Here is a 21,788-nt window from a genome sequence, read left to right as displayed (position 1 = left end):
GTGCTTTTCCTGTGTAATCCTGCTCAACAGCTACCAGACAAGGAGTTCCTTTGCCAGCCTGATACTCGCTTCTTACTGTATGTCCTGGTGCTTTTGGAGCAATCATGGTAACATCTACATTCTTTGGCGGAACAATACATCCGAAATGAATGTTGAAACCATGAGCAAACATAAGCATATTGCCTTCCTCAAGGTTTGGCTCGATATCTTTCTTATACATATCAGCCTGTTTCTCATCATTGATCAGAATCATGATGATATCAGCCTTCTTTGCAGCCTCAGCTGCTGTATATACTTTAAATCCCTGCTCTTCAGCTCTCTTCCAGGATCTGCTGCCTTCATAAAGACCGATAATGACGTCACATCCGGACTCCTTCAGGTTCAGTGCGTGAGCATGTCCCTGGCTGCCGTAACCGATAATTGCGATTGTTTTTCCATCTAATAAAGAGAGATTACAATCTTCCTGGTAAAAAATTCTTGCTGACATTTTCGTTTCCTCCTACTGTGTTAAAACTTAAAAATATATATCGTTAAGGGAATATATATGCATATCCTGTGTATGATTATTCATTCCAGAAATACGCCCCTTAGCAAACCAAATAAATAATCCTGCCTTCAGAATTCTCCGCCTGTGGCGGATTGACTCTTGCGGCATCTGCCTGATCAGCGCTTCCGCAATTACAAAAATTTCACCCCATGAGAGCCTCTCTCAAGACCCATAACACCGGCACGTGCCAGTTCCAGAATCTCGTAATCTCCCATAAGATTAATAAATGCCTCCAGCTTGGTCTTGCTGCCTGTCATTTCTACAATGAGAGAATCCTTGCTCACATCTACAACCTTGGCACGGAAAATATCCGCAATGGAAACAATTCCCTGTCTCTGCTCCGGTGCGGCTGCAACCTTCACAAGAACAGTCTCACGAACTACGCTGTCAGATGGATCCAGGACTTTGATATCCCTTACATCAACAAGCTTCGCAAGCTGTTTCACAATCTGATCAAGAATTGCGTCATCTCCGCTGCACACTACTGTAATGCGAGTATAATTCACATCCGCTGTAACTCCGGCAGTGATACTGTCAATATTATAACCACGACGGCTGAACATTCCGGCGATCCGGCTGAGTACACCTGACGTGTTGTCAACTAGTAAAGATAAAATCTTATTTTGCATAAATATAATCCTGCTTTCGTGCTTCAGATTGATATGGTTATCATTATAACAACATAATTTATTTTGTCAATGCTACACTTCAAAAAAGTTTTAATGTTTTATAGCATTAAAGCATTTTTATTCATATAACACACTTTCATTTCACTATTAACATATTTACACAGTATGAAGTATCTATATTTTACGTAAATATTTTATATCAGATATTTACTCTGCAGGTCTGTCACTGTCTTTTGGTTCAGATAAAGTCCTCTTCTCAAAAAACGCTCCACATTTCCATATTCCGCATAAATCGTACGAAACATTCTGTCCAGATATTCCTCTTTTACCCTGAAAAGCGCTGATACTTTATTTACATTTGCAATACTGTCCAGTCTGTTTGCCTCAAGGTAACGCAGCATATAATCCAGTTCTCCTGCCAGGCACACATTGGAACGTATAAAATCCTCCCGGATCACATCTCTGTGAACTCCAAGAGCACAAAGAAGAAGGGCTGTCACTACCCCCACTCTGTCTTTTCCGAAGCTGCAGTGCCAGAGAGCAGCACCATTTTCGTGATGCAGCAGTACATCCATAAATCTGGCACATTGTTTCACTGAATACTGATCCTTTACAAAATTCTCATACTGCTGCTCGATCAGACTCTCTATATCGCCATCATACTCCAGAACCTTTTTCAACATATCATTTGTCTGCAGTATTCCCAAAACACTTTTCGGAGAATCACTGATAGTCTCTTCATCGATCATGGGGATGTGATAATATTCCACTCCCTTTACCACAATGTCCGGTCTTTCATTTCGTTCCAGCTGGTCTCTGAGATCAATCACGGTCTTCAGCTTGCAGTCCTCCTGCAAAACATGCTGATCAGCCATAGAAGCATGATAAAGATTTCCGCTTCGAATAAGCTTTCTGGGAAGGATATGACGCCCATCCTTTGTGGCGATTGCCCCAAGATCTCTTGTATTGGAAAGACTCTGCATCGTAATCCGTCCGCCCTTAGGAAATCCGGTAGCCATTTCCGGATTGAAAAGTTTCAGAATCCGCAGGCAGTCCTGTGCCTCATGCTCCGTCATCTCAAACTGATATCGCTTCTTTCTCCTGGTAATGATCACCAGATAATTAGAGATCATCTGCTTCACTGCTTCTTCTGCGTTTTCGCCTTCCCGATGGATATACGCCCAGACAATATCTCTGCAAGGAAGATTATTCTGTATCATATGTCTGAAAAAGATCAGGTTTCCATCTTCTACGCGAATCTTACCGTATCTCATATTTCTCCTCCATTCGTTGCCTTTCATTCTTACGATACCACAGAAAACAAAATTTGACAATTATTGGAAAAAGTTTATAATCAAAAAAGATATGTCGGGGTTACTGTGAACAGAATGAACAGCAACATGTTGACAAACTTAGAAAGGTGAATTTTTTATGGATAATCTGATTTTTTGCCTCAATGCAACCATTCCTATTTTTTTGACCCTTATGCTGGGTTATTTTCTTCGAAAAATTAATCTTTATGATGATTCCTTTGTTGCACAGATGAACAAATTTGTATTCAAGGCAGCCTTACCCGCACTTTTGTTTATGAATGTGGCTGAATCAGATTTTATTAAAGTTTGGGATACAAAGTTTGTTCTCTTTTGTTTTGGCGCTACGTTTTGCAGCATTGCCATTTCTATCGGTCTTTCCTTCCTGCTGAATCCAAGGGACATACAGGGAGAATTTGTCCAGGCCTCTTACCGCAGCAGCGCGGCAATCCTCGGCATTGCTATCATCCAGAACCTTTATGGAGATGCCGGTATGGCACCTCTTATGATCATAGCAAGCGTTCCTCTCTATAATGTAATGGCAGTCATGGTTCTCTCTTTTATGAAGCCTGACAATCAGGGAATGAACAAACAGATGCTCCTAAAAACCTTAAAAGGAATTGCCAGCAACCCTATTATTCTTGGAATCCTGGCAGGTCTTATCTGGTCTGTCCTTCGTCTGCCTCTTCCAACGATCCTTTCCAGTACTGTCAATAACCTCGGAAAAACAGCCACACCTCTTGGACTGATGGCCATGGGTGGTGCCCTTCATTTTGGAAAAGCTTTTTCCAGATTAAAAGCAACTATCGCCTGCACTTTTATGAAGCTGATCGGCTTTTGCACCATTTTTCTTCCAGTTGCTGTCAGACTTGAATTTACCCATGACAAGCTGGTTGCCATTCTGATCATGCTTGGTTCTGCTACCACAGTAAGCTGTTATATCATGGCAAAAAACATGGGGCACGAAGGGTCTTTTTCCTCCAGTGTCATTATGCTCACTACATTATTCAGTGCTTTTACTCTCACTATCTGGCTGTTCATTTGCAAAAGTTTAGGATTGATTTAATGGATTCTGTTACATATCCTTGTCAATGCCAGACAGTATTTCATACAATGCCTCCAGGCTATATGGCAAAATATCCTCATCAATCTGAAATTTCGGATGATGCAGCGGATAACCCTTATCAGGAATTCCTGCCAGAAATACACTGAACAAGCCCTTTGTATGTAAAAAATACCGATAGGCATTGTCTCCGGACAAAAACAGCTGCTCCTCGCCTTCCAGAAGAAACTGCTCTCCAAATATCTTCCTTCCTGCAGTTTCCGCAATCCTGGTAAGCTCCGGATCATTTGCAAAAGGCAGAACTGCAGGCTTTGGATATTCCAACTCGATCCTTGTTCCCGTCTTTGCTTCTATTTCATTCAAGGTTTCCTTCAGCCGCTTATCCAGCGCCTGGTAATCTTCTTCGTAAGCAGCCCGGATATTTCCCCGAAGAGTCACAAGATCTGTAATAATATTAGAGTATTCTCCACCATGAATGGTTCCGATTCCGATCAGGCAGGGACCTTTTCCTTTATACGTTTCATTAAGATCATGAAGGGCTTTTACCACCAGAGAAGCCGCATAAATACTGTCAATTCCTTTATGAGCCTCACACCAGTGGCTGGATTTTCCATGAACACGGATTTCCATGCCATTGATCATAGCCGAAGCCTGTCCCTCATGCACTGCCATTCCAAAAGACTGATCCACTGCGTAATGAAACATGAGAAAAATATCTGGTTCTCCATCAAGGGCACCTGCTGCCAGCATTCGCTTTGCACCTTCACCGATTTCTTCGGCAGGTTCAAAAAGAAACCGCATCCGCACTGGAAAAACCTCTCCCTCTTCCGCCAGAATCCTCGCCAGCACCAACGCCGAAGCCACGATGCCATCATGACCACAGGCATGCATGACTCCGGCATTTTCCGATGCGTAAGACAGTCCGGTTTGTTCCTGTATAGGAAGTGCATCCATCTCTGCGCGAAGCACAACTTTCTTTTTGCCGGCAAAAGCTGCCTCATCCTGACAGGGATGCTCCGCAATGATCCCCGTAGGCTCCACAATCCGAAACCGATAGCCTAATTTTCCCAGATACTCCTGTATAAAAGCAGATGTCTCAAACTCCTGAAGCCCCAGTTCCGGATGCCTGTGGAAATGACGCCGCAATCTGATCAGCTCTTCTTTGTATTTTTCAAATTTACATTGGTAATTTAATCGCTCTGCCATATTTTATCCTTTACCCTTATCTCGGAGTACGCAAATTGTCTGAAATGATCTAAAGTAACAGCTAAATCAATCCCAGGTGCTCCAACCCGTTTTTAATTCCATAATGAAAAATATCCGTTGTCACGTAATCAGCCAGCTTCTTGATTCCAGGCGCCGCATTTCCCATTGCCACCTTCGTCTTTGCATATTCGAACATAGACAGGTCATTATTGCTGTCACCAAATACTATGGTATCCTCATGTGCAATATCAAAAATCCTGCATACAGCTGCAATGCCAACAGCCTTGGAAAAACCTTTCGGGATCATCTCAATGGTATCCCCGGCAAGACCTTCCCCTATATGGCCAATAAACTCATAATAGTCCTCAAGCTCCGCACAGGCCTTCTCAGGATCACTTCCCGGCACGATCTTGGAGCTGATCTTATTGATATGAAGGTCGTGTTCATACCCCTTAACAGGACGCCACTTAACCCCCAGAGCCTTTGTGATCAGATCAGCATACCAGTTAATATCTGTATTATACTCATCCTTATCGTAGTACATCCAGTCGGCACCCTCCATCACCGGAATCATGCCGTATTTCCGAAGGACCTCCACCGAATGCCATGCCTCCTCCGTGGTCATCTCCTTGTTAAAAAGCCTTTTACCATCTTTCTCAATGGTACATCCACAGGCACTGATCATTCCTGTAAAAGGGATCTGTTCCAGATAATCAGGCACAAACGCCCTGCTTCTTCCTGTACACAGCCATGCCTGATGACCATTCTTCACCAGTTTTGTAATCGCCTCTACAGCACTGGCCGGTGTCCCCTTTTCAATATCACAGATCGTACCATCAGCATCGAAAAACACTGCTTTTTTGTGAATCTGCTGTTCACTTCCTGTAGAAGAAGCACCTTCATAACTTCCCTTGAACATGTTATCAGGCATAAAATACCTCCGCAAGCTTTACAAAGTCGCAGGTATCTTTCACACCGGCAGTCTCATAAGGAGAATGCATAGCCAGCTGCGGCAGTCCAATATCTACTGTATTTAAAGCCACCTGAGTATTGGAAATATTTCCCAGAGTGGAGCCGCCGGCTACGTCCGAACGATTCACGTAAACCTGACAGGATACCCCTGCCTCTTTACAAAGTTCCTTAAACATCGCTGCCGAAATACCATCTGTGCAGTACTTCTGGTTCGCATTATACTTCACCGCAATTCCGGCATTAATATGCGGTCGGTTCACCGGATCCGCCTTCTCAGGGTAGTTCGGATGAATCGCATGTGCATTATCCGCAGAGATCATAAAGCTCTTTGCCAGAGAGATCAGATAATCCTCGTAGCTTCTTCCAAGCCCCAGATTAATGCGAAGGAGGGTATCCCGAAGGAAAGTAGATGCAGCTCCCTGCCTGGTGCCGCTTCCCACCTCTTCATTATCCATTACCATATGTACACAGATGCTCTTTTCATTTTTTCCAGCGATCAGTCCTTCCATAGAGGAAAAAGCACACTGCAGGTCATCCAGTCTTGGCGCAGAAACAAATTCCTCCTCGCTGCCCCAGACAGTACCAGACATGCGGTTATAAAGGAACAGATCATGTCCCAGAATGTCCTCTTCTTTCACCCCTGCAGCCTCTGCCACAGTTTTAAAGAAAGATCCCTTAGCGCTCTCCAGGCCATAAAGAGGAAGCATATCCTTCTGCACATTATACTTATAACCGCTGTTCGCCTCACGATTCATATGGATAGCCAGATTCGGGATCATCAGCATATCCTTGTCCACAGTCACAAGCTTCTCACAAATCTGTTCATCCTCCTTCACGATCAGGCGTCCAGCTACAGAAAGGGGTCGGTCAAACCAGGGAGCCAGAAGCGCACCACCATAAAGCTCCACATTCAGCTTCACATACCCATTTTCCACCATCTCTGGATTCTCCTTGATCTTCAAAGACGGGGAATCACTGTGGCTTGCAATAATATGGAACACATCACTGGAAACTTCTGGCACTGTAAATGCAATGATCGCCGAATGATTCCGGATCACAAAATACTTCCCACCGTTTTTTATCTCCCAGTGCTCATCTTCCTTTAACTCTGTAAATCCATTCTCCGTAAATCTTGTTTTCATCATCTCCACTGCCTGAAATGCAGTAGGGCTCTCTTTGATAAATGTAAGTAATTTCTCTGCTGTATGATTCATTTCTAAACTCCTAAATATTTTTCTATACTTTTCCCTTTGCCACACCCCCGCAATCGTTTTGCGAGCCCCGCTCGCCAAAGTGATAAGACATACCACATTTGAACCAGTTCCAACCGATACACAGGGGGAGGTGGCAGCGGGTACTGCTTGTGTGGCTTGGGGATTTTCGGCAGGTTTGCGAGCATAGCGACGCTCTCAATCTTTAATAATCAACGCCATAAACACCAGATCCGTATTCCCCGTATTCGCCAGTCCATGACCTCTTCCATCTGGTGTAAAGGTAATATCGCCCGCTTTCACATGTCTCCATGAAGTCCCATTGTCATTATATTCCCCTTCCCCAGTCAGAATATAATAGGTCTCACTCTCCCCATAATGCATATGAAAGCCAAGAGAACATCCCGGTTCCAGAGTCACCTCTGCATAAAGCCCGCACTTCCCATTTAACTGCTGCTCATCCAGCAGCTCCTTGATAATCACATGTCCATTCCCCTCACACATATGCTCAATACGATTGATCTTCATATCCAGACTCCTCCTTCGTAAAAGGGCACATCCCCAGCTTTCGCCAGAGATGCGCCCTGTTTTTCAGCTTTCTTCAATTATAATTACAAACTCTTGATCCTGTCAATGGCTTTCAGAGTATTCTCATAAGTTCCAAACGCAGTCAGACGGAAATAGCCCTCTCCATGAGAACCAAAACCAGAACCTGGCGTACCAACCACATTTGCATTTTTAAGGAGATAATCAAAGAACTCCCAGGAAGTCATTTTATCCGGTGTTTCCAGCCAGATATATGGTGCATTCACACCACCTGAAACAGAGAAGCCAGCTTTCGCCAGCTCATCATGGATCAGCTTTGCATTTCTCATATAATAGCCAACCTGATCCTTCAGCTGAGCCTTACCTGCCTCAGAATAGACAGCCTCTCCTGCCTTCTGTACAATATAAGGAGCACCGTTAAACTTGGTGCCGTGACGTCTTGCCCACAGACTGTGAAGTGATACCCCATCTCGTACCAGTTCCTTCGGAATAACCGTAAATCCAAGACGAACACCAGTAAATCCGGCATTCTTGGAAAAGCTACGAAGTTCAATCGCGCATGTTCTTGCACCCTCGCACTCATAAATACTGTGCGGTACATTTTTCTCAGAGATATAAGCCTCATAAGCTGCATCATAAATGATCACACAGCCATTTTTGTTGGCATAATCCACCCATTTCTGCAGTTCATCCTTTGTAATAGCAGAACCGGTCGGATTATTTGGAAAGCAAAGATAGATCAGATCCGGCACTTCTAATGGAAATTCCGGCAAAAATCCATTCTCCTTGCGGCATGGCATATAGATCACACCGTCAAAATTTTCACGAACCCTATTATACTCTCCGGTACGGCCAGCCATAACATTGGTATCCACATAAACCGGATAAACCGGGTCACACACAGCAACCTTATTGTCTGTTCCAAAAATCTCCTGAATATTACCGGAATCACTTTTCGCACCATCAGAAACAAAAATCTCATCTGCTGCAATATCGCATCCTCTGTCCTGGTAATCGTTCTTTGCAATTGCCCTTCTCAGGAATTCATACCCCAGATCTGGCGCATAACCGTGAAAAGTCTCTGCGTGAGCCATCTCCTCTACTGCCCCGTGAAGAGCATCAATAATAGCTGGGACCAGCGGCTGTGTCACATCACCGATACCAAGGCTGATCACCTCTTTATCCGGATTCTCTTCTTTATAGGCACGCACTTTTTTTCCAATTGTAGAAAAAAGATAGCTTCCTGGCAGTTTTAAATAATTATGATTAACGGTAACCATCTGATTATCCTCCTGTAAATCTACTTTCTCTTCTCAACCTCAGCCAGCAGCGCCTCTCTCACGCTTGCCGGGTTTGCCTTGCCCTTCATTTCCTTCATGATCTGACCGACAAAGAAGCCCATAACCTTCTCTTTACCGCCAAGAAGCTCAGACAGCGGTCCAGGGTTCTCATCCAGAATCCTGCTGATGGTGCTGCTAAGAAGCCCGGTATCCTCCACGATCTTTAAGCCATGCTCTTCCACATAAGCTACCGGATCAACATCCTCATCAAATACCTTTTCAAATACCTTCTTGGCATTCTGCGGGCTTACCTCCTTCTTATCGACCATTGTGAGAAGATCTGCAAGATGCTGCGGTGTAAATCTTAACTTCTCAGCCTCAATGCCTTTTTCCTTCATAAGACGAAGCACTTCCACCATAAACCAGTTTGCCGCCTTTTTCGGGTTGCCGCTCAGCGTAGCCACATCTTCAAACAAAGCAGCCAGATGTCTGGACTCTGTAAGAATCTGGGAATCATACTCCGGAAGACCAAACTCACTCTGATAACGGGCAGCCTTCTCCTCCCGGAACTCTGGCAGCTCACTTCTGATTTTTGCGATCCACTCATCAGAAATATGGATCGGCGGAAGATCCGGATCCGGGAAATAGCGGTAATCCTTTGCATCCTCCTTAGAACGCATTGCATGAGAAGACTCTTTATTGTCATCCCATCTTCTGGTCTCCTGAGTGACACTTTTACCCATCTCCAGAAGCTCGATCTGACGCTCTCTTTCGCCCTCAATAGCATGTGCAATGGCCTTAAAAGAGTTCAGGTTCTTCATCTCTGTTCTGGTTCCAAGTGTATCACTTCCTGCCACTCTCACAGAAAGGTTCACATCAGCACGCATGGAGCCCTCCTGAAGCTTACAATCGGAAACACCCAGATACTGCATGGTACAACGAAGCTTCTCCAGATAAGCAATAACCTCATCTGCACTTCTCATATCCGGCTCAGAAACGATCTCGATCAGAGGAACGCCGCTTCGGTTGTAATCTACCAAAGAGCAGTCCTCCCACTCATCATGGATCAGCTTACCTGCGTCCTCCTCCATATGCATCTCATGGATCCGGACTTTTTTCTTACCGGCTTCTGTCTCGATCTCCACAAATCCATCATGGCAGATTGGCAGATACAGCTGGGAAATCTGATAGTTCTGCGGATTATCCGGATAAAAATAGTTCTTACGGTCAAATTTGCAATACTGATTGATGCTGCAGTTTGTGGCAAGTCCTGCGCGCAGGGCAAATTCTACCACCTTTTTGTTTAATACCGGAAGAGAACCTGGCATACCAGTACACACCGGACAAGTGTGGGTATTGGGTGTCCCTCCAAATGCTGTGGAGCAGCCGCAGAAAATCTTTGTTCTGGTGGCAAGTTCTACATGAACCTCAAGTCCGATAATAGTCTCATACTGTTTCATGCTCTCTTACCTCCTTCCTCTGGTGTTCCAAAATCCCCTCTTACGCTTTCATAGGCATGGGCAGCACGAAGGATCTTCCTTTCCATAAAACAGTCTCCGATCATCTGGATTCCGATTGGAAGTCCGGCACTGTCTTTCCCGCAGGGAACTGTAATTCCTGGAAGTCCGCAAAGATTTACGGCAACTGTATAAATATCCCCAAGGTACATTGCCATAGGGTCTTTTAAGCTTTCTCCGATCTTCGGCGCTGTATAAGGAGCTGCCGGGGCAAGAAGCACGTCATATTTTCCAAAAGCCTGATCAAACTCTTTTTTAATAAGAGCTTTGGTGCGCAGGGCTTTCAGATAATAAGCATCGTAATAACCGGAGCTTAAGACGAAGGAACCAAGCATGATACGACGTTTTACTTCTTCTCCGAAGCCCTCCGTTCTCGTACGTTTATACATATCATGAAGACCGTCATATTCTTTTGCACGATAGCCATATTTTACGCCATCAAAGCGCTCCAGGTTGGAGCTTGCTTCTGCGCTGGCAATAATATAGTATGCCGGAATCATATATTCCATAGTTTTGACAGAGAAAAATTCTACAATTGCTCCCATCTGGGTCAGTACCTTCAGGGTTTCCATAAAGGCATCTTTTACCTCTGGTGAAATTCCCTCTGACAAATATTCCTTCGGAACACCAAATTTCATTCCTGTAATCTTATCTGTCATCTCACTGGAAAAATCCAGGTCTTTTCTGTCAATGGAAGTACTGTCTTTCGGATCATGGCCAGCGATCACTTCCAGAAGTGCTGCGCAATCTGCCACATCTTTTCCAATCGGTCCGATCTGATCCAGAGAAGAGGCATATGCAACCAGCCCATAACGGGAAACCGTACCATAAGTAGGCTTCATTCCTGTTACACCACAATAAGAGCTTGGCTGACGGATGGAACCTCCTGTATCAGAGCCCAGTGCCAGATAAGCCTCTCCTGCTGCTACGGCTGCACAGGAGCCGCCTGAGGAGCCGCCTGGAACATGCTCTGTATTCCATGGATTTCTGGTAATACCATAGGCAGAAGTTTCCGTCGTACTTCCCATGGCAAACTCATCCATATTTGTTTTTCCGATAATGATCATTCCTGCTTTTTCAAGCCGGCTGATCACATCTGCCTGATACTGGGGAACAAATCCTTCCAGAATTTTTGACGCACAGGTAGTAGGTTTTCCCTGTACACAAATGTTATCTTTGATAGCAATGGGAACACCGGCGAGAGGACCGGTATAAGTTCCGTCCTCAATGCCCTTTTCCACCTCTTTTGCTCTTGCATACGCTTCTTTTTTATAAGTGTCCAGATATGCGTGGATTCTGCCATCTTTCTCCTCTATTTTGGAAAAGACTTCCTTGACGCCATCCAGGACACTGACCTCATGTTTTTTAATCTTATCAGCCAGCTGTAAGGCTGTTAATTTTTCTAATTCCATGTGAATGTCTCCTATCCTATGGTCTTTGGAACCTGATACTGTCCTTCTTTGGCTTTTGGCGCATTTGCAAGCATTGCCTCGCGGTTGTCCCCATTTGTAACTTCATCCTCACGAAATACATTGTTGTCGCCAAAAATATGGGACATTGGTTCAACACTGGATGTATCCAGTTCATCCAGCTTATCTACATAATCAAGCATTTCCTGCATATCTTTTTTTGCCTTTTCTTTCTCTTCTTCTGTAAGGGAAAGTTTTGCAAGAATGCAGACATTTTCCATGGTTTCATCGTCAATCTGTTTTGCCATTTTCTCATCCTCCTGCACAGAAATTATTACAATCCACACTCGAGCCTGTTTGAAAAATCAACTTTATTATGGCTCCAGTCTGTTCAGGTCTCTTGGGAACAGGCATGCCTCACGGACATTTTCCTCCCCGAGAAGCTGCATGGTAAGACGCTCCAGACCGATTCCAAGACCGCCGTGAGGAGGCATACCATATTTGAATGTATCCAGATACTGTTCCATTCCTTCTGTCTCCATACCTCTGTCCTCTATCTTTTTCAGAAGGGCATTGTAATCGTGAATTCTCTGTCCTCCTGTTGTGATCTCAAGGCCGTGGAAAAGCAGGTCAAAGCTTAAAGTAAATCTGGTATCCTCCGGATCATCCATTGCGTAGAACGGACGTTTCTTAGATGGATAATGAGTAACAAAAACAAAATCTGCATTATATTCTTCTTTAAAATACTGACCGATGAGGGCTTCCTCCTCTGGCTCCAGATCAAACGGATTACGGATCTGGCGGTTGTATTTCTTTGCAACCAGCTCTTTTGCCACATCAAAACGAACTGCCGGAATCCTGGAAGCATCTGGAAGCTCAACCTTCAGGATCTCAAGTTCTTTTGCATAATCCTCTTTTAAAAGCTTCATTGCATACTGCAAAAAGCCAGTCTCCATAGCCATGATCTCTTCAAAGCTATCAATATAGCCCATCTCAAAATCAAGACTTGTATATTCATTTAAATGTCTCTTAGTGTTATGTTTCTCAGCACGGAAAACAGGTCCGGTCTCAAATACTCTGTCAAAAACTCCCACCATCATCTGTTTGTAAAACTGTGGGCTCTGAGCCAGCACAGCCGGTTTATGAAAATAGCTGAGTTTAAACAGGTTCGCGCCTCCCTCAGCACCTCTGGCTCCGATCTTCGGCGTATGGATTTCCGTAAATCCATTTTCATAGAGATAATCACGAAAAGCCCTCGTCAAAGCTTCCTGGATTTTAAATCTTGCGCGCTCCTGAATATTGCGGAGGGAAAGGGAACGGTAATTTAATTTGGCTTCCAGAGAAGTATTCAGCTTCCATTTATCGATTGCAAGAGGAAGAGGTTCAGCTGGAGAAGACAACACCTGAATTTCACGAATGTGAAGTTCTCTGCCATGAGGCGCTCTCTCTTCTTTATTTACAACACCTTTTACTCTTACTGTCATGCCTTCTTTCAGATCATGAATGGAAAAATCAACATCCTCATTTACAAAAACTGTCTGAAACAGACCCTCTCTTCTTCTGATAATTACAAATGCAACATCTCCCATGTTGCGGATACTGTGAATGGCGCCCTCCAGGATGGCTTCCTGATTCAGAAGTTCTTCTCCCATCAGTGCATCCCAGCTGCTCACTTCTTTTTTCCAGCTTCCATCCAAAAACTCCATTTCCTCATCCTCCATTTCCTAAAATCATAAAAATATATCTTATAAAAACCCCGGCCGGAATTTCTGAAAAATCCTATACAATAGGATTAAAATTCCGCCTTACACTATACCTCATCATATAACAGCATCAGAACCATCTGAGCTGTCTCTACCATATTTGTCCCGGAATCCATACTGCATTTCTGAATGTACCGGTATGCATCTTCTTCGCTTAAATGGTTTCGCTCCATAAGAAGAAACTTTGCGTTGGAAATGTAATTCTGCTCTTTCCAGGAACGCGTTTTCGGTTTCTTCTTCTCTTTTTTTAGCCGCCGCTCGATCTGGGACAACATCATATCCACCGTGTTTACCAGGTCGCTGACTTTCATTGGCATTTCTACAGTAAGAACGGATGTAGGCGCCTCCGCAATCACTCTTCCAGATGCCAGCAACAGCATTTCAAAATATGAAGGAATATCTTCCAGCACATCCCGGTAATACCGGTCCGTCAGCTTATAGCCGCAGATCAGAATACCTCCGTCCAGCTCACTCATGCTGGCAAGTGCTGTTGAAGCAGTTGAACATACCGCAGCTACAGAAAAACCGTGCCGGTTCAATATGGTACGTATTTTCTTTGCGTCATCGATTTTCGGTAATGCAATTACAATGCTGCTGTTCATACCATGCTACTCTCTTATCTTAAATCTTGTATAAATACTGGCTGATTTCCCACTCGCTTACCTGTCTCATATAATTCAGCCATTCTTCCTTCTTGGCAGCTGCATATTCCTCACAGAACTTTTTACCAAGTACACTCTGGATCCAGGTGCTATTCTCGAAATGTGTAAGGGCATCATCCAGGTTCAGAGGAAGATTTCCAATATTCATAGCTTTCTGGTCAGATTCGGAAAAAGAACGATCCGATGCCTTGGTAGGATATAATTTCTGCTGAATTCCATCCAGACCGGCTGCAATACAAACAGCAAACACAAGGTAAGGATTTGCAGATGCGTCCGGGCTTCGGAGCTCGATTGCCAGACTGTCTGATCTTAAATTGGAAATACGGATCAGAGAGTTCTGATTATTCTTTGTCCAGGTCAGTTCTGTAGGAGCATCATAGCCAGGTACAAGTCTCTTGTAGGAATTCACAAGTGGATTGGTAATGGCAGCCATCTCTTCACTGTGTGCAAGAAGACCACCTATAAAATGATAAGCATCCTCACTGAGACCATTTACGTCATCAGGATCAGCAAATATATTTTTTCCATCTTTATATAATGCAAAATGAATGTGCATACCGGAACCATTCACCTCAGCTCTCGGCTTTGGCATAAAGGTTGCATGAAGTCCATGCCGTTTTGCAATGGTGCGGACTGCCATTTTAAAAGTCATCACACAGTCAGCCATTTCATTTGCACCGGTAAATTTAAAATCAATCTCATGCTGTGCCGGAGCGGTTTCATGATGGGAAGATTCAATTTCATATCCCATATCTTCCAGATTCAGAACCATATCACGTCTTGCATTTTCTCCCAGATCCAGCGGGCTGATATCCAGATATCCGGCTTTTTCATGAGTCAGTGTAGTGGGAATTCCATTATCATCTGTGTGGAATAAGAAAAACTCACATTCCGGATCCACTTCACAAACATAACCTTCCTTAGCAGCCATCTCTACTACCTGTTTCAGAATATATCTCGGGCTTTTCTCAAGCGGTGTTCCATCTGAGCGGTAGATATCACAGAGCAGTCTGGCTACCTTTCCCTGCTGCGGACGCCACGGAAGAATGGTAAACGTATTATAATCCGGATGTAAATACATATCCGGCTCTTTCTCCCCTGCAATTCCGGCAATGTAGGAGCTGTCTACTACATATTCATTATCCAGTGCCCGGGGGAGCTCCCGAGCTGTAATCGCAATATTTTTCAAAGTACCAAACATGTCGGTAAACTGAAGACGAATGAATTCTACATCCTCGTCTTCTGCCATCTGTAACACTTCTTCTCTGGTGTAATTCCCCATGGTTTCTCTCCTTCTTTCACTCTCATGCCCTCATCCATCCATTACGCATGACTTATTTAAACAAAAAAGGCGCACTTCAAAAAGATACCCTTCTGAAGAACGCCCTTGTTCATGGAGGTAATTATAGCAATGAGGTCATGCTTTGTCAACTTATTTTTTACCACTTTACCATATCAGCGTTGTATAAAATGATGTACAAAATAAATATTTTGTATCAGAACGGAAAATCGGGAGCAAATTTAGTTTGCCCCCGACCATACTTTTTATATACTCTCTTTTTTATTTTCCCGTCAGCGATTCAGCAGGTATTATTCCACAAAGCATTTTTTTGCCAACTTACAGATAAGAATATCCCATCAGGGATTCATCCACTGCCTTTGCGGCTTCTCTTCCTTCACGGATTGCCCATACTACCAGAGACTGGCCTCTGTGCATATCTCCTGCTGTGAAAACCCGCGGTACGCTGGTCTCATAGGCTTCCGGTTTTGTCTCTACGTTGGTTCTTGCAGTTGTTGCAACCTTAAATGCATCGGTCACATATTTCTGGCTTCCAAGGAAACCAGCTGCGATCAGTACCAGGTCTGCAGGGATCACTTCTTCCGTCCCCTCTACTGGAACCATCATCATACGGCCTGTTTTGGCATCCTTCTCGCTTTTCAGCTTTACGATCCGGGCCTGGCAGACATTTCCGTTTTTATCTTTGATAAACTCAGTAACGGTTGTCTGGTAAACCCGGGGGTCATGTCCAAACACTGCAATTGCTTCTTCCTGGCCATAGTCTGTTTTTAAGACCTTCGGCCATTCCGGCCATGGATTGGAAGCAGCACGCTCTGTCGGCGGCATTGGCATCATTTCCAGCTGTGTTACAGATTTGGCACCGAGACGTACGGAAGTACCCACACAGTCATTTCCGGTATCACCACCGCCGATTACCAGCACATGTTTGCCTCTTGCCTCTTCATAGGGAGCTTTGGTGAAATCGCTGTCCAGAAGAGTTTTGGTGACTTTTTTCAGGAAGTCTACTGCAAAATAAATTCCCCTTGCATCTCTTCCCGGCACTTTAATATCACGGGGATTGGAAGCTCCGCAGCAAAGGATTACACGGTCAAATTTCTTCAAAAGCTCCTCTGCTGTAATATCCACTCCAACATTTGTATTTGTTACAAATTTCACACCCTCAGCTTCCATCAGCTTCAGCCTTCTGTCGATCACAGATTTCTCCAGTTTCATATTTGGAATGCCGTAACGAAGAAGTCCGCCGATCCGGTCACTTCTTTCGAATACAGTTACATTGTGACCTCTTCTGTTTAACTGCTGTGCTGCTGCAAGTCCGGAAGGACCGCTTCCGATAACTGCTATGGTCTTTCCTGTACGAACCTTCGGAGGCTGTGGAACAACCCAGCCTTCTGCATATGCAGTCTCAATGATGGCACGTTCATTTTCCTTAGTGGAAACAGGCTCTCCATTTAAGTTGCAGGTACAGGCTGCCTCGCAAAGTGCAGGGCATACACGGGAGGTAAATTCCGGGAAGCTGTGTGTCTTATTCAGACGAAGAAACGCCTGTTTCCAGTTTCCGGTAAATACCAGATCATTTGTCTCCGGCACCAGGTTGTGAAGCGGACATCCGGAAGCCATGCCGCCGATCATCATGCCTGCCTGGCAGAAGGGAACGCCGCAAGCCATGCAGCGTGCTCCCTGAAGTTTTTGTTTCTCTTTATTAAGAGGAGTACGGAACTCCTTGAAATTGGCAATTCTTACTTTTGGCGGCAGAACCTTTGCCGTCTCTCTGTTATATTCTAAAAATCCAGTCGGTTTTCCCACGATCTTCTGCCTCCTTAATGCTTAACTCCTATGCTTTCGTAGAATGCTTCCATCTGCGCCTGCTCACTGTTCAGACCTTTTTCCTCAAGCTTTGCACTTAATGTGATCATCTTCTTGTACTCATTTGGAATGAGTTTTTTGAAGTGAGGCAGATACATGTCAAACTGATCCAGAACCTTCTGTCCAAGCTCCGATCCCGTTGCAGCTACATGTGCTTCGATCAGATTTTTCAGTTCTTTTTTGTCATATTTATTATCTACTTTTTCAATAGAAATCATCGCTTTATTTAAGTTCTTATAAAGAACATTTTCCACATCCAGAACATAAGCGATACCGCCGCTCATACCTGCTGCAAAGTTTTTACCGGTTCTTCCAAGAACTACCACACGACCACCGGTCATGTACTCACAGCCGTGCTCTCCCACTCCTTCCACAACTGCATTTGCGCCAGAGTTACGAACTGCAAAACGCTCGCCTGCCATACCATTGATAAAGACAGTTCCACTGGTTGCACCGTAGAGTGCAACGTTTCCGACTATAATATTGTCTTCCGCCTTGTAACCGGCATTTTCCGGAGTCTTCAGGATCAGCTTGCCACCGGAAAGACCCTTTCCGAAGTAGTCGTTGCAGTCGCCGGTAAGCTTCAGAGTAAGACCCTTCGGGATAAAGGCACCAAAGCTCTGTCCTCCGGCTCCTGTACAATCAATCTCTACCGTATCTTCCGGCAGTCCGTTTTTATTATTTCTGGTAATCTCCGCACCAAGGATTGTTCCAAATGCACGGTCTGTGTTCTTTACTTCTACCGAAAATCTGGTCTTCTCACCGCCATGAATTGCGCGACTGCATTTCTTCACAAGAACTTTCTCATCCAGCGTCTTATCCAGCTGGAAATTGTACTCTGCTTTCGGATCAAAGGTTACCTCGCTGCCAGCTTTTGCATATGGATTGTTCAGGATTGCACTAAGATCTACTTTTCCTTTGTGCGGCTCATCTACTGCATCTGTAGCAACCAGAAGATCCGTACGTCCTACCATCTCTTTCAGACTTCTCACACCCAGTTTTGCCATATATTCACGAAGCTCCTGGGCAATAAATTTCATAAAGTTCTCAACATATTCCGGTTTGCCTTTGAATCTCTTTCTCAGCTCCGGATTCTGGGTAGCTACACCAACCGGGCAGGTGTCCAGATTGCAGACTCTCATCATCACACACCCCATAGTTACAAGAGGTGCTGTAGCAAAACCGAATTCCTCTGCACCAAGAAGTGCTGCAATTGCAACATCACGGCCGCTCATCAGTTTACCGTCTGTCTCAATGCGGACACGGTTACGAAGTCCGTTCATAAGCAGTGTCTGATGGGTTTCAGCAAGTCCAAGCTCCCATGGAAGTCCTGCATTGTGAATGGAGCTTCTGGGTGCTGCACCAGTACCTCCATCATATCCGGAAATCAGGATTACCTGTGCACCGGCCTTTGCAACTCCGGCTGCAACCGTACCAACGCCAGCCTCAGAAACCAGCTTTACAGAAATATCTGCATATTTATTTGCATTTTTCAGGTCATAGATCAGCTCTGCCAGGTCCTCGATGGAATAGATATCGTGATGCGGCGGCGGGGAGATCAGGGAAACACCCGGTGTGGAGTGACGGGTTTTCGCAACCCATGGATAAACCTTCTTCGCCGGAAGATGTCCACCTTCACCAGGTTTTGCGCCCTGTGCCATTTTGATCTGGATTTCTCTTGCAGATACCAGATAACGGCTGGTAACACCGAAACGACCACTGGCTACCTGTTTGATTGCAGAACATCTGTCATCTTTTGTTCCTGCTGAATCCAGTCTTTCATTGCTTTCACCGCCCTCACCGGTATTTGATTTTCCATGAAGATGGTTCATTGCAATAGCAAGTGTCTCATGTGCTTCCTGAGAAATGGAACCATAGGACATGGCACCAGTCTTAAAATGCTTTACAATTTCATCAACACTCTCCACCTCTTCAAGAGGGATAGGATTTTCTGCATACTTAAAGTCCATAAGCGCACGAAGATTGCCGTGATTTTCCTTATCCACAAGATTTGTATACTGTTTGAACATCTCATAGCTGCCTGTTCTTGTAGACTGCTGAAGGAGATGAATGGTTGCCGGATTGTAACGGTGCTCTTCTCCCTGGCTTCTCATTTTGTGAGCACCCACGCTATCCAGAGTAAGGTCTGTGGTAAGTCCTAACGGGTCAAATGCTTCTGAATGAAGCTTTTCTACATTCTCCTCAATATCTTCCAGTGTAATGCCTCCAACACGGCTTACAGTACCTGTGAAATATTTATCGATTACATCCTGAGATACACCAATTGCCTCGAAAATCTGAGATCCCTGATAAGACTGGATTGTAGAAATACCCATCTTGGAAGCGATCTTAACAATACCGCTGATAACTGCATGATTATAATCGTCTACAGCTGCATAATAGTCCTTGTCCAGCATATGGGTATCGATCAGCTCATGGATTGTCTCCAATGCCAGATATGGGTTGACTGCACTTGCGCCATAGCCCAGAAGAGTAGCAAAATGATGAACCTCTCTCGGCTCGCCGGATTCCAGAATAATAGCAAGAGAAGTACTCTTTTTCGTCTTTACAAGGTGCTGATGTACTGCAGAAACAGCCAGCAGAGACGGAATCGGCATATGGTTTTCATCCACGCCTCTGTCGGAAAGCACCAGAATATTGGCACCATCCCTGTATGCTTTATCCACTTCTACAAACAGACGGTCAATAGCACGCTCCAGCTTTGTGCTCTTGTAATAAAGAGTGGAGACAACAGCCACCTTGAAGCCTTCGTGATGCATTTCCTTAATTTTCAGCATATCTGTATTGGTAAGAATCGGATTGTTAATCTTTAATACCTTGCAGTTCTCCGGAATCTGCTCCAGAAGGTTTCCGTCTTTTCCAACATAAACGCTTGTGCTGGTGACAATCTCCTCACGGATCGCATCGATCGGCGGATTGGTTACCTGCGCAAAAAGCTGTTTGAAGTAGTCAAAAAGCGGTCTGTTCTGTTTGGAAAATACTGCCAATGGTGTATCCACACCCATTGCGCCAATGCTCTCAGCACCGTTTAACGCCATGTTTCGGATAGAAGTACGATACTGCTCGTAAGTGTATCCGAAAGCCTTCTGAAGACGGGAACGCTGTTCCTCTGTATATTCTTCCATTCTTTCGTTTGGAATCTTAATATCTTTTAAGTGTACCAGATTGCTGTCCAGCCATTCGCCGTATGGCTGTTTCTTCGCATACATCTCTTTTAATTCGTTATCATCAATGATCTTGCCTTGAACCGTATCTACCAGAAGCATTTTTCCAGGATGAAGACGCTCTTTTAATATGATCTTCTCTTCCGGTACCGGCAATACTCCAACCTCAGAAGAAAGAATCATGCAGCCATCGGATGTCACGTAATATCTTGACGGACGAAGACCGTTACGGTCAAGCACTGCGCCCATCACATCTCCATCTGAGAAAAGAATAGACGCAGGTCCATCCCATGGCTCCATCATAGTGGCATAATACTGATAGAAGTCACGTTTTTCCTGGGAAATGGTATCGTTATTTGCCCATGGCTCCGGAATGGTGATCATCACTGCAAGCGGAAGATCCATGCCGCTCATGGTAAGGAATTCCAACGTATTATCGAGCATTGCAGAATCAGAACCATTTCGGTTGACTACCGGAAGGATTTTCTGCATTTCCCCTTCTAAGTATGGGGACTCCATATTTTCCTCTCTTGCCAGCATCTTATCTGCGTTTCCACGGATGGTGTTGATCTCACCATTGTGCACGATCAGACGGTTTGGATGTGCTCTCTCCCAGCTTGGATTTGTGTTGGTACTGAAACGGGAATGTACCAGTGCAATCGCAGATTCATAATCCAGGCTCTGAAGGTCAGAGAAAAATGTACGAAGCTGTCCAACCAGGAACATACCTTTATAAACAATCGTACGGCTACTCATAGAACATACGTAAGTGTTGTCATTACTTTGTTCAAACTCACGACGGGCAATATACAGTTTACGGTCAAATGCGATGCCTTTTTCCAGATCATCCGGCTTTTTGATAAATGCCTGCATAATGTATGGCATGCACTCTCTTGCCTTATGTCCGAGAACCTCCGGAACTACCGGAACTTCTCTCCAGCCAAGGAACTCCAGTCCCTCTTTTTCCACAATGATCTCAAACATTTTTTTTGCCTGGGCACGTTTGATCTCATGCTGTGGGAAAAAGAACTGGCCAATACCATATTCTCTTTCCTGGCCGATTTCGATTCCCTCTTTTTTACATGCTTTCTTAAAAAATTTATGGGAAATCTGAAGGAGGATACCAACGCCATCACCTGTTTTGCCTTCTGCATCTTTTCCGGCACGATGATCCAGATTCTCTACAATCCGCAATGCGTTGGCAACTGTATCATGGGATTTTTTACCTTTGATATTGACAACTGCACCGATACCGCAGTTATCATGTTCAAATTCCTGGCGGTAAAGTCCCTGCCTTTCCTTTATCACTTCTTTCATTTTCCTCA

General features: G+C 44.6%; 17 protein-coding genes. 1 reads left to right on the top strand and 16 read right to left on the bottom strand.

What is annotated here, in order from left to right:
- The 3 genes from AB5642_RS13425 to AB5642_RS13415 form a co-directional block, all read right to left on the bottom strand.
- Window positions 1-487, bottom strand: a 487-nt coding sequence (locus AB5642_RS13425) for an NAD(P)-binding domain-containing protein (RefSeq protein WP_368371689.1), incomplete at its 3' end; no start/stop codon positions are given.
- Window positions 488-678: 191 nt separating this feature from the next.
- On the bottom strand, window positions 679-1,176 hold the full coding sequence (gene ilvN / locus AB5642_RS13420) for an acetolactate synthase small subunit (protein WP_118578468.1): 498 nt from the start codon (window positions 1,174-1,176) through the stop codon (window positions 679-681).
- 194 nt (window positions 1,177-1,370) lie between these two features.
- Complete coding sequence (locus AB5642_RS13415; protein WP_118578469.1) at window positions 1,371-2,450, bottom strand: tyrosine-protein phosphatase; 1,080 nt, start codon at window positions 2,448-2,450, stop codon at window positions 1,371-1,373.
- Window positions 2,451-2,607: 157 nt separating this feature from the next.
- Between AB5642_RS13415 and AB5642_RS13410 the strand changes: the two genes are divergently transcribed.
- The gene (locus AB5642_RS13410) at window positions 2,608-3,552 is read left to right on the top strand and encodes an AEC family transporter (RefSeq protein WP_118578470.1); all 945 of its coding nucleotides are present in this window, start codon (window positions 2,608-2,610) and stop codon (window positions 3,550-3,552) included.
- Between the two features lie 9 nt (window positions 3,553-3,561).
- Here AB5642_RS13410 and AB5642_RS13405 read toward each other — a convergent pair whose 3' ends face one another.
- From AB5642_RS13405 to gltB, 13 genes are all read right to left on the bottom strand, one after another.
- Complete coding sequence (locus AB5642_RS13405) at window positions 3,562-4,755, bottom strand: M20 family metallopeptidase (protein WP_148462918.1); 1,194 nt, start codon at window positions 4,753-4,755, stop codon at window positions 3,562-3,564.
- Window positions 4,756-4,816: 61 nt separating this feature from the next.
- A complete protein-coding gene (locus AB5642_RS13400; RefSeq protein ID WP_244095631.1) occupies window positions 4,817-5,686 on the bottom strand; it encodes an HAD-IIB family hydrolase in 870 nt (289 codons plus the stop codon).
- Window positions 5,679-6,941 (bottom strand): M18 family aminopeptidase, encoded by a 1,263-nt coding sequence (locus AB5642_RS13395; protein ID WP_173715508.1) that lies wholly within the window; start codon window positions 6,939-6,941, stop codon window positions 5,679-5,681. Before AB5642_RS13395 ends, AB5642_RS13400 begins: the two co-directional genes overlap by 8 nt.
- A gap of 195 nt (window positions 6,942-7,136) precedes the next feature.
- The gene (locus tag AB5642_RS13390; RefSeq protein WP_118578473.1) at window positions 7,137-7,466 is read right to left on the bottom strand and encodes a cupin domain-containing protein; all 330 of its coding nucleotides are present in this window, start codon (window positions 7,464-7,466) and stop codon (window positions 7,137-7,139) included.
- A gap of 83 nt (window positions 7,467-7,549) precedes the next feature.
- Window positions 7,550-8,764, bottom strand: coding sequence for an LL-diaminopimelate aminotransferase (locus AB5642_RS13385; RefSeq protein WP_368371688.1), 1,215 nt, complete (start codon window positions 8,762-8,764; stop codon window positions 7,550-7,552).
- 20 nt (window positions 8,765-8,784) lie between these two features.
- Entirely contained in the window at window positions 8,785-10,224 is a 1,440-nt protein-coding gene (gatB, locus tag AB5642_RS13380; protein ID WP_173715506.1) for an Asp-tRNA(Asn)/Glu-tRNA(Gln) amidotransferase subunit GatB, read from the bottom strand.
- Window positions 10,221-11,693, bottom strand: coding sequence for an Asp-tRNA(Asn)/Glu-tRNA(Gln) amidotransferase subunit GatA (gene gatA / locus AB5642_RS13375; protein WP_173736413.1), 1,473 nt, complete (start codon window positions 11,691-11,693; stop codon window positions 10,221-10,223). The genes gatB and gatA overlap by 4 nt, the downstream gene beginning before the upstream one ends.
- Window positions 11,694-11,704: 11 nt before the next feature.
- Window positions 11,705-11,998 carry an Asp-tRNA(Asn)/Glu-tRNA(Gln) amidotransferase subunit GatC gene (gene gatC, locus AB5642_RS13370; protein WP_173715504.1) on the bottom strand — a complete coding sequence of 98 codons (294 nt, stop codon included), beginning with the start codon at window positions 11,996-11,998 and terminating at the stop codon, window positions 11,705-11,707.
- Between the two features lie 66 nt (window positions 11,999-12,064).
- Window positions 12,065-13,396 (bottom strand): aspartate--tRNA(Asn) ligase, encoded by a 1,332-nt coding sequence (aspS, locus tag AB5642_RS13365; protein ID WP_173715503.1) that lies wholly within the window; start codon window positions 13,394-13,396, stop codon window positions 12,065-12,067.
- A gap of 104 nt (window positions 13,397-13,500) precedes the next feature.
- Entirely contained in the window at window positions 13,501-14,055 is a 555-nt protein-coding gene (locus AB5642_RS13360; RefSeq protein WP_118578478.1) for an ANTAR domain-containing response regulator, read from the bottom strand.
- Window positions 14,056-14,074: 19 nt separating this feature from the next.
- Window positions 14,075-15,397, bottom strand: coding sequence for a type I glutamate--ammonia ligase (gene glnA / locus AB5642_RS13355; protein WP_173715502.1), 1,323 nt, complete (start codon window positions 15,395-15,397; stop codon window positions 14,075-14,077).
- A gap of 336 nt (window positions 15,398-15,733) precedes the next feature.
- Window positions 15,734-17,218, bottom strand: coding sequence for a glutamate synthase subunit beta (locus AB5642_RS13350; RefSeq protein ID WP_173736412.1), 1,485 nt, complete (start codon window positions 17,216-17,218; stop codon window positions 15,734-15,736).
- Window positions 17,219-17,232: 14 nt separating this feature from the next.
- Complete coding sequence (gltB, locus tag AB5642_RS13345) at window positions 17,233-21,780, bottom strand: glutamate synthase large subunit (RefSeq protein WP_173736411.1); 4,548 nt, start codon at window positions 21,778-21,780, stop codon at window positions 17,233-17,235.
- Window positions 21,781-21,788: the final 8 nt, after the last annotated feature.

The organism is Ruminococcus sp. 1001136sp1_2201st1_G3_2201SCRN_220225 (assembly GCF_040924365.1).
Classification (GTDB): Bacteria; Bacillota; Clostridia; order Lachnospirales; family Lachnospiraceae; genus Blautia_A; species Blautia_A faecis.
The sequence above is the reverse complement of the archived record's forward strand: the minus strand, read 5'-3'. Positions and strand labels throughout refer to the sequence as shown.

Excerpts from the sequence above, each read along its gene's own strand:
- ilvN (WP_118578468.1), bottom strand. The coding sequence starts at position 1,176 with ATGCAAAATAAGATTTTATCTTTACTAGTTGACAACACGTCAGGTGTA.
- AB5642_RS13415 (WP_118578469.1), bottom strand. The coding sequence starts at position 2,450 with ATGAGATACGGTAAGATTCGCGTAGAAGATGGAAACCTGATCTTTTTC.
- AB5642_RS13410 (WP_118578470.1), top strand. The coding sequence starts at position 2,608 with ATGGATAATCTGATTTTTTGCCTCAATGCAACCATTCCTATTTTTTTG.
- AB5642_RS13405 (WP_148462918.1), bottom strand. The coding sequence starts at position 4,755 with ATGGCAGAGCGATTAAATTACCAATGTAAATTTGAAAAATACAAAGAA.
- AB5642_RS13400 (WP_244095631.1), bottom strand. The coding sequence starts at position 5,686 with ATGCCTGATAACATGTTCAAGGGAAGTTATGAAGGTGCTTCTTCTACA.
- AB5642_RS13395 (WP_173715508.1), bottom strand. The coding sequence starts at position 6,941 with ATGAATCATACAGCAGAGAAATTACTTACATTTATCAAAGAGAGCCCT.
- AB5642_RS13390 (WP_118578473.1), bottom strand. The coding sequence starts at position 7,466 with ATGAAGATCAATCGTATTGAGCATATGTGTGAGGGGAATGGACATGTG.
- AB5642_RS13385 (WP_368371688.1), bottom strand. The coding sequence starts at position 8,764 with ATGGTTACCGTTAATCATAATTATTTAAAACTGCCAGGAAGCTATCTT.
- gatB (WP_173715506.1), bottom strand. The coding sequence starts at position 10,224 with ATGAAACAGTATGAGACTATTATCGGACTTGAGGTTCATGTAGAACTT.
- gatA (WP_173736413.1), bottom strand. The coding sequence starts at position 11,693 with ATGGAATTAGAAAAATTAACAGCCTTACAGCTGGCTGATAAGATTAAA.
- gatC (WP_173715504.1), bottom strand. The coding sequence starts at position 11,998 with ATGGCAAAACAGATTGACGATGAAACCATGGAAAATGTCTGCATTCTT.
- aspS (WP_173715503.1), bottom strand. The coding sequence starts at position 13,396 with ATGGAGTTTTTGGATGGAAGCTGGAAAAAAGAAGTGAGCAGCTGGGAT.
- AB5642_RS13360 (WP_118578478.1), bottom strand. The coding sequence starts at position 14,055 with ATGAACAGCAGCATTGTAATTGCATTACCGAAAATCGATGACGCAAAG.
- glnA (WP_173715502.1), bottom strand. The coding sequence starts at position 15,397 with ATGGGGAATTACACCAGAGAAGAAGTGTTACAGATGGCAGAAGACGAG.
- gltB (WP_173736411.1), bottom strand. The coding sequence starts at position 21,780 with ATGAAAGAAGTGATAAAGGAAAGGCAGGGACTTTACCGCCAGGAATTT.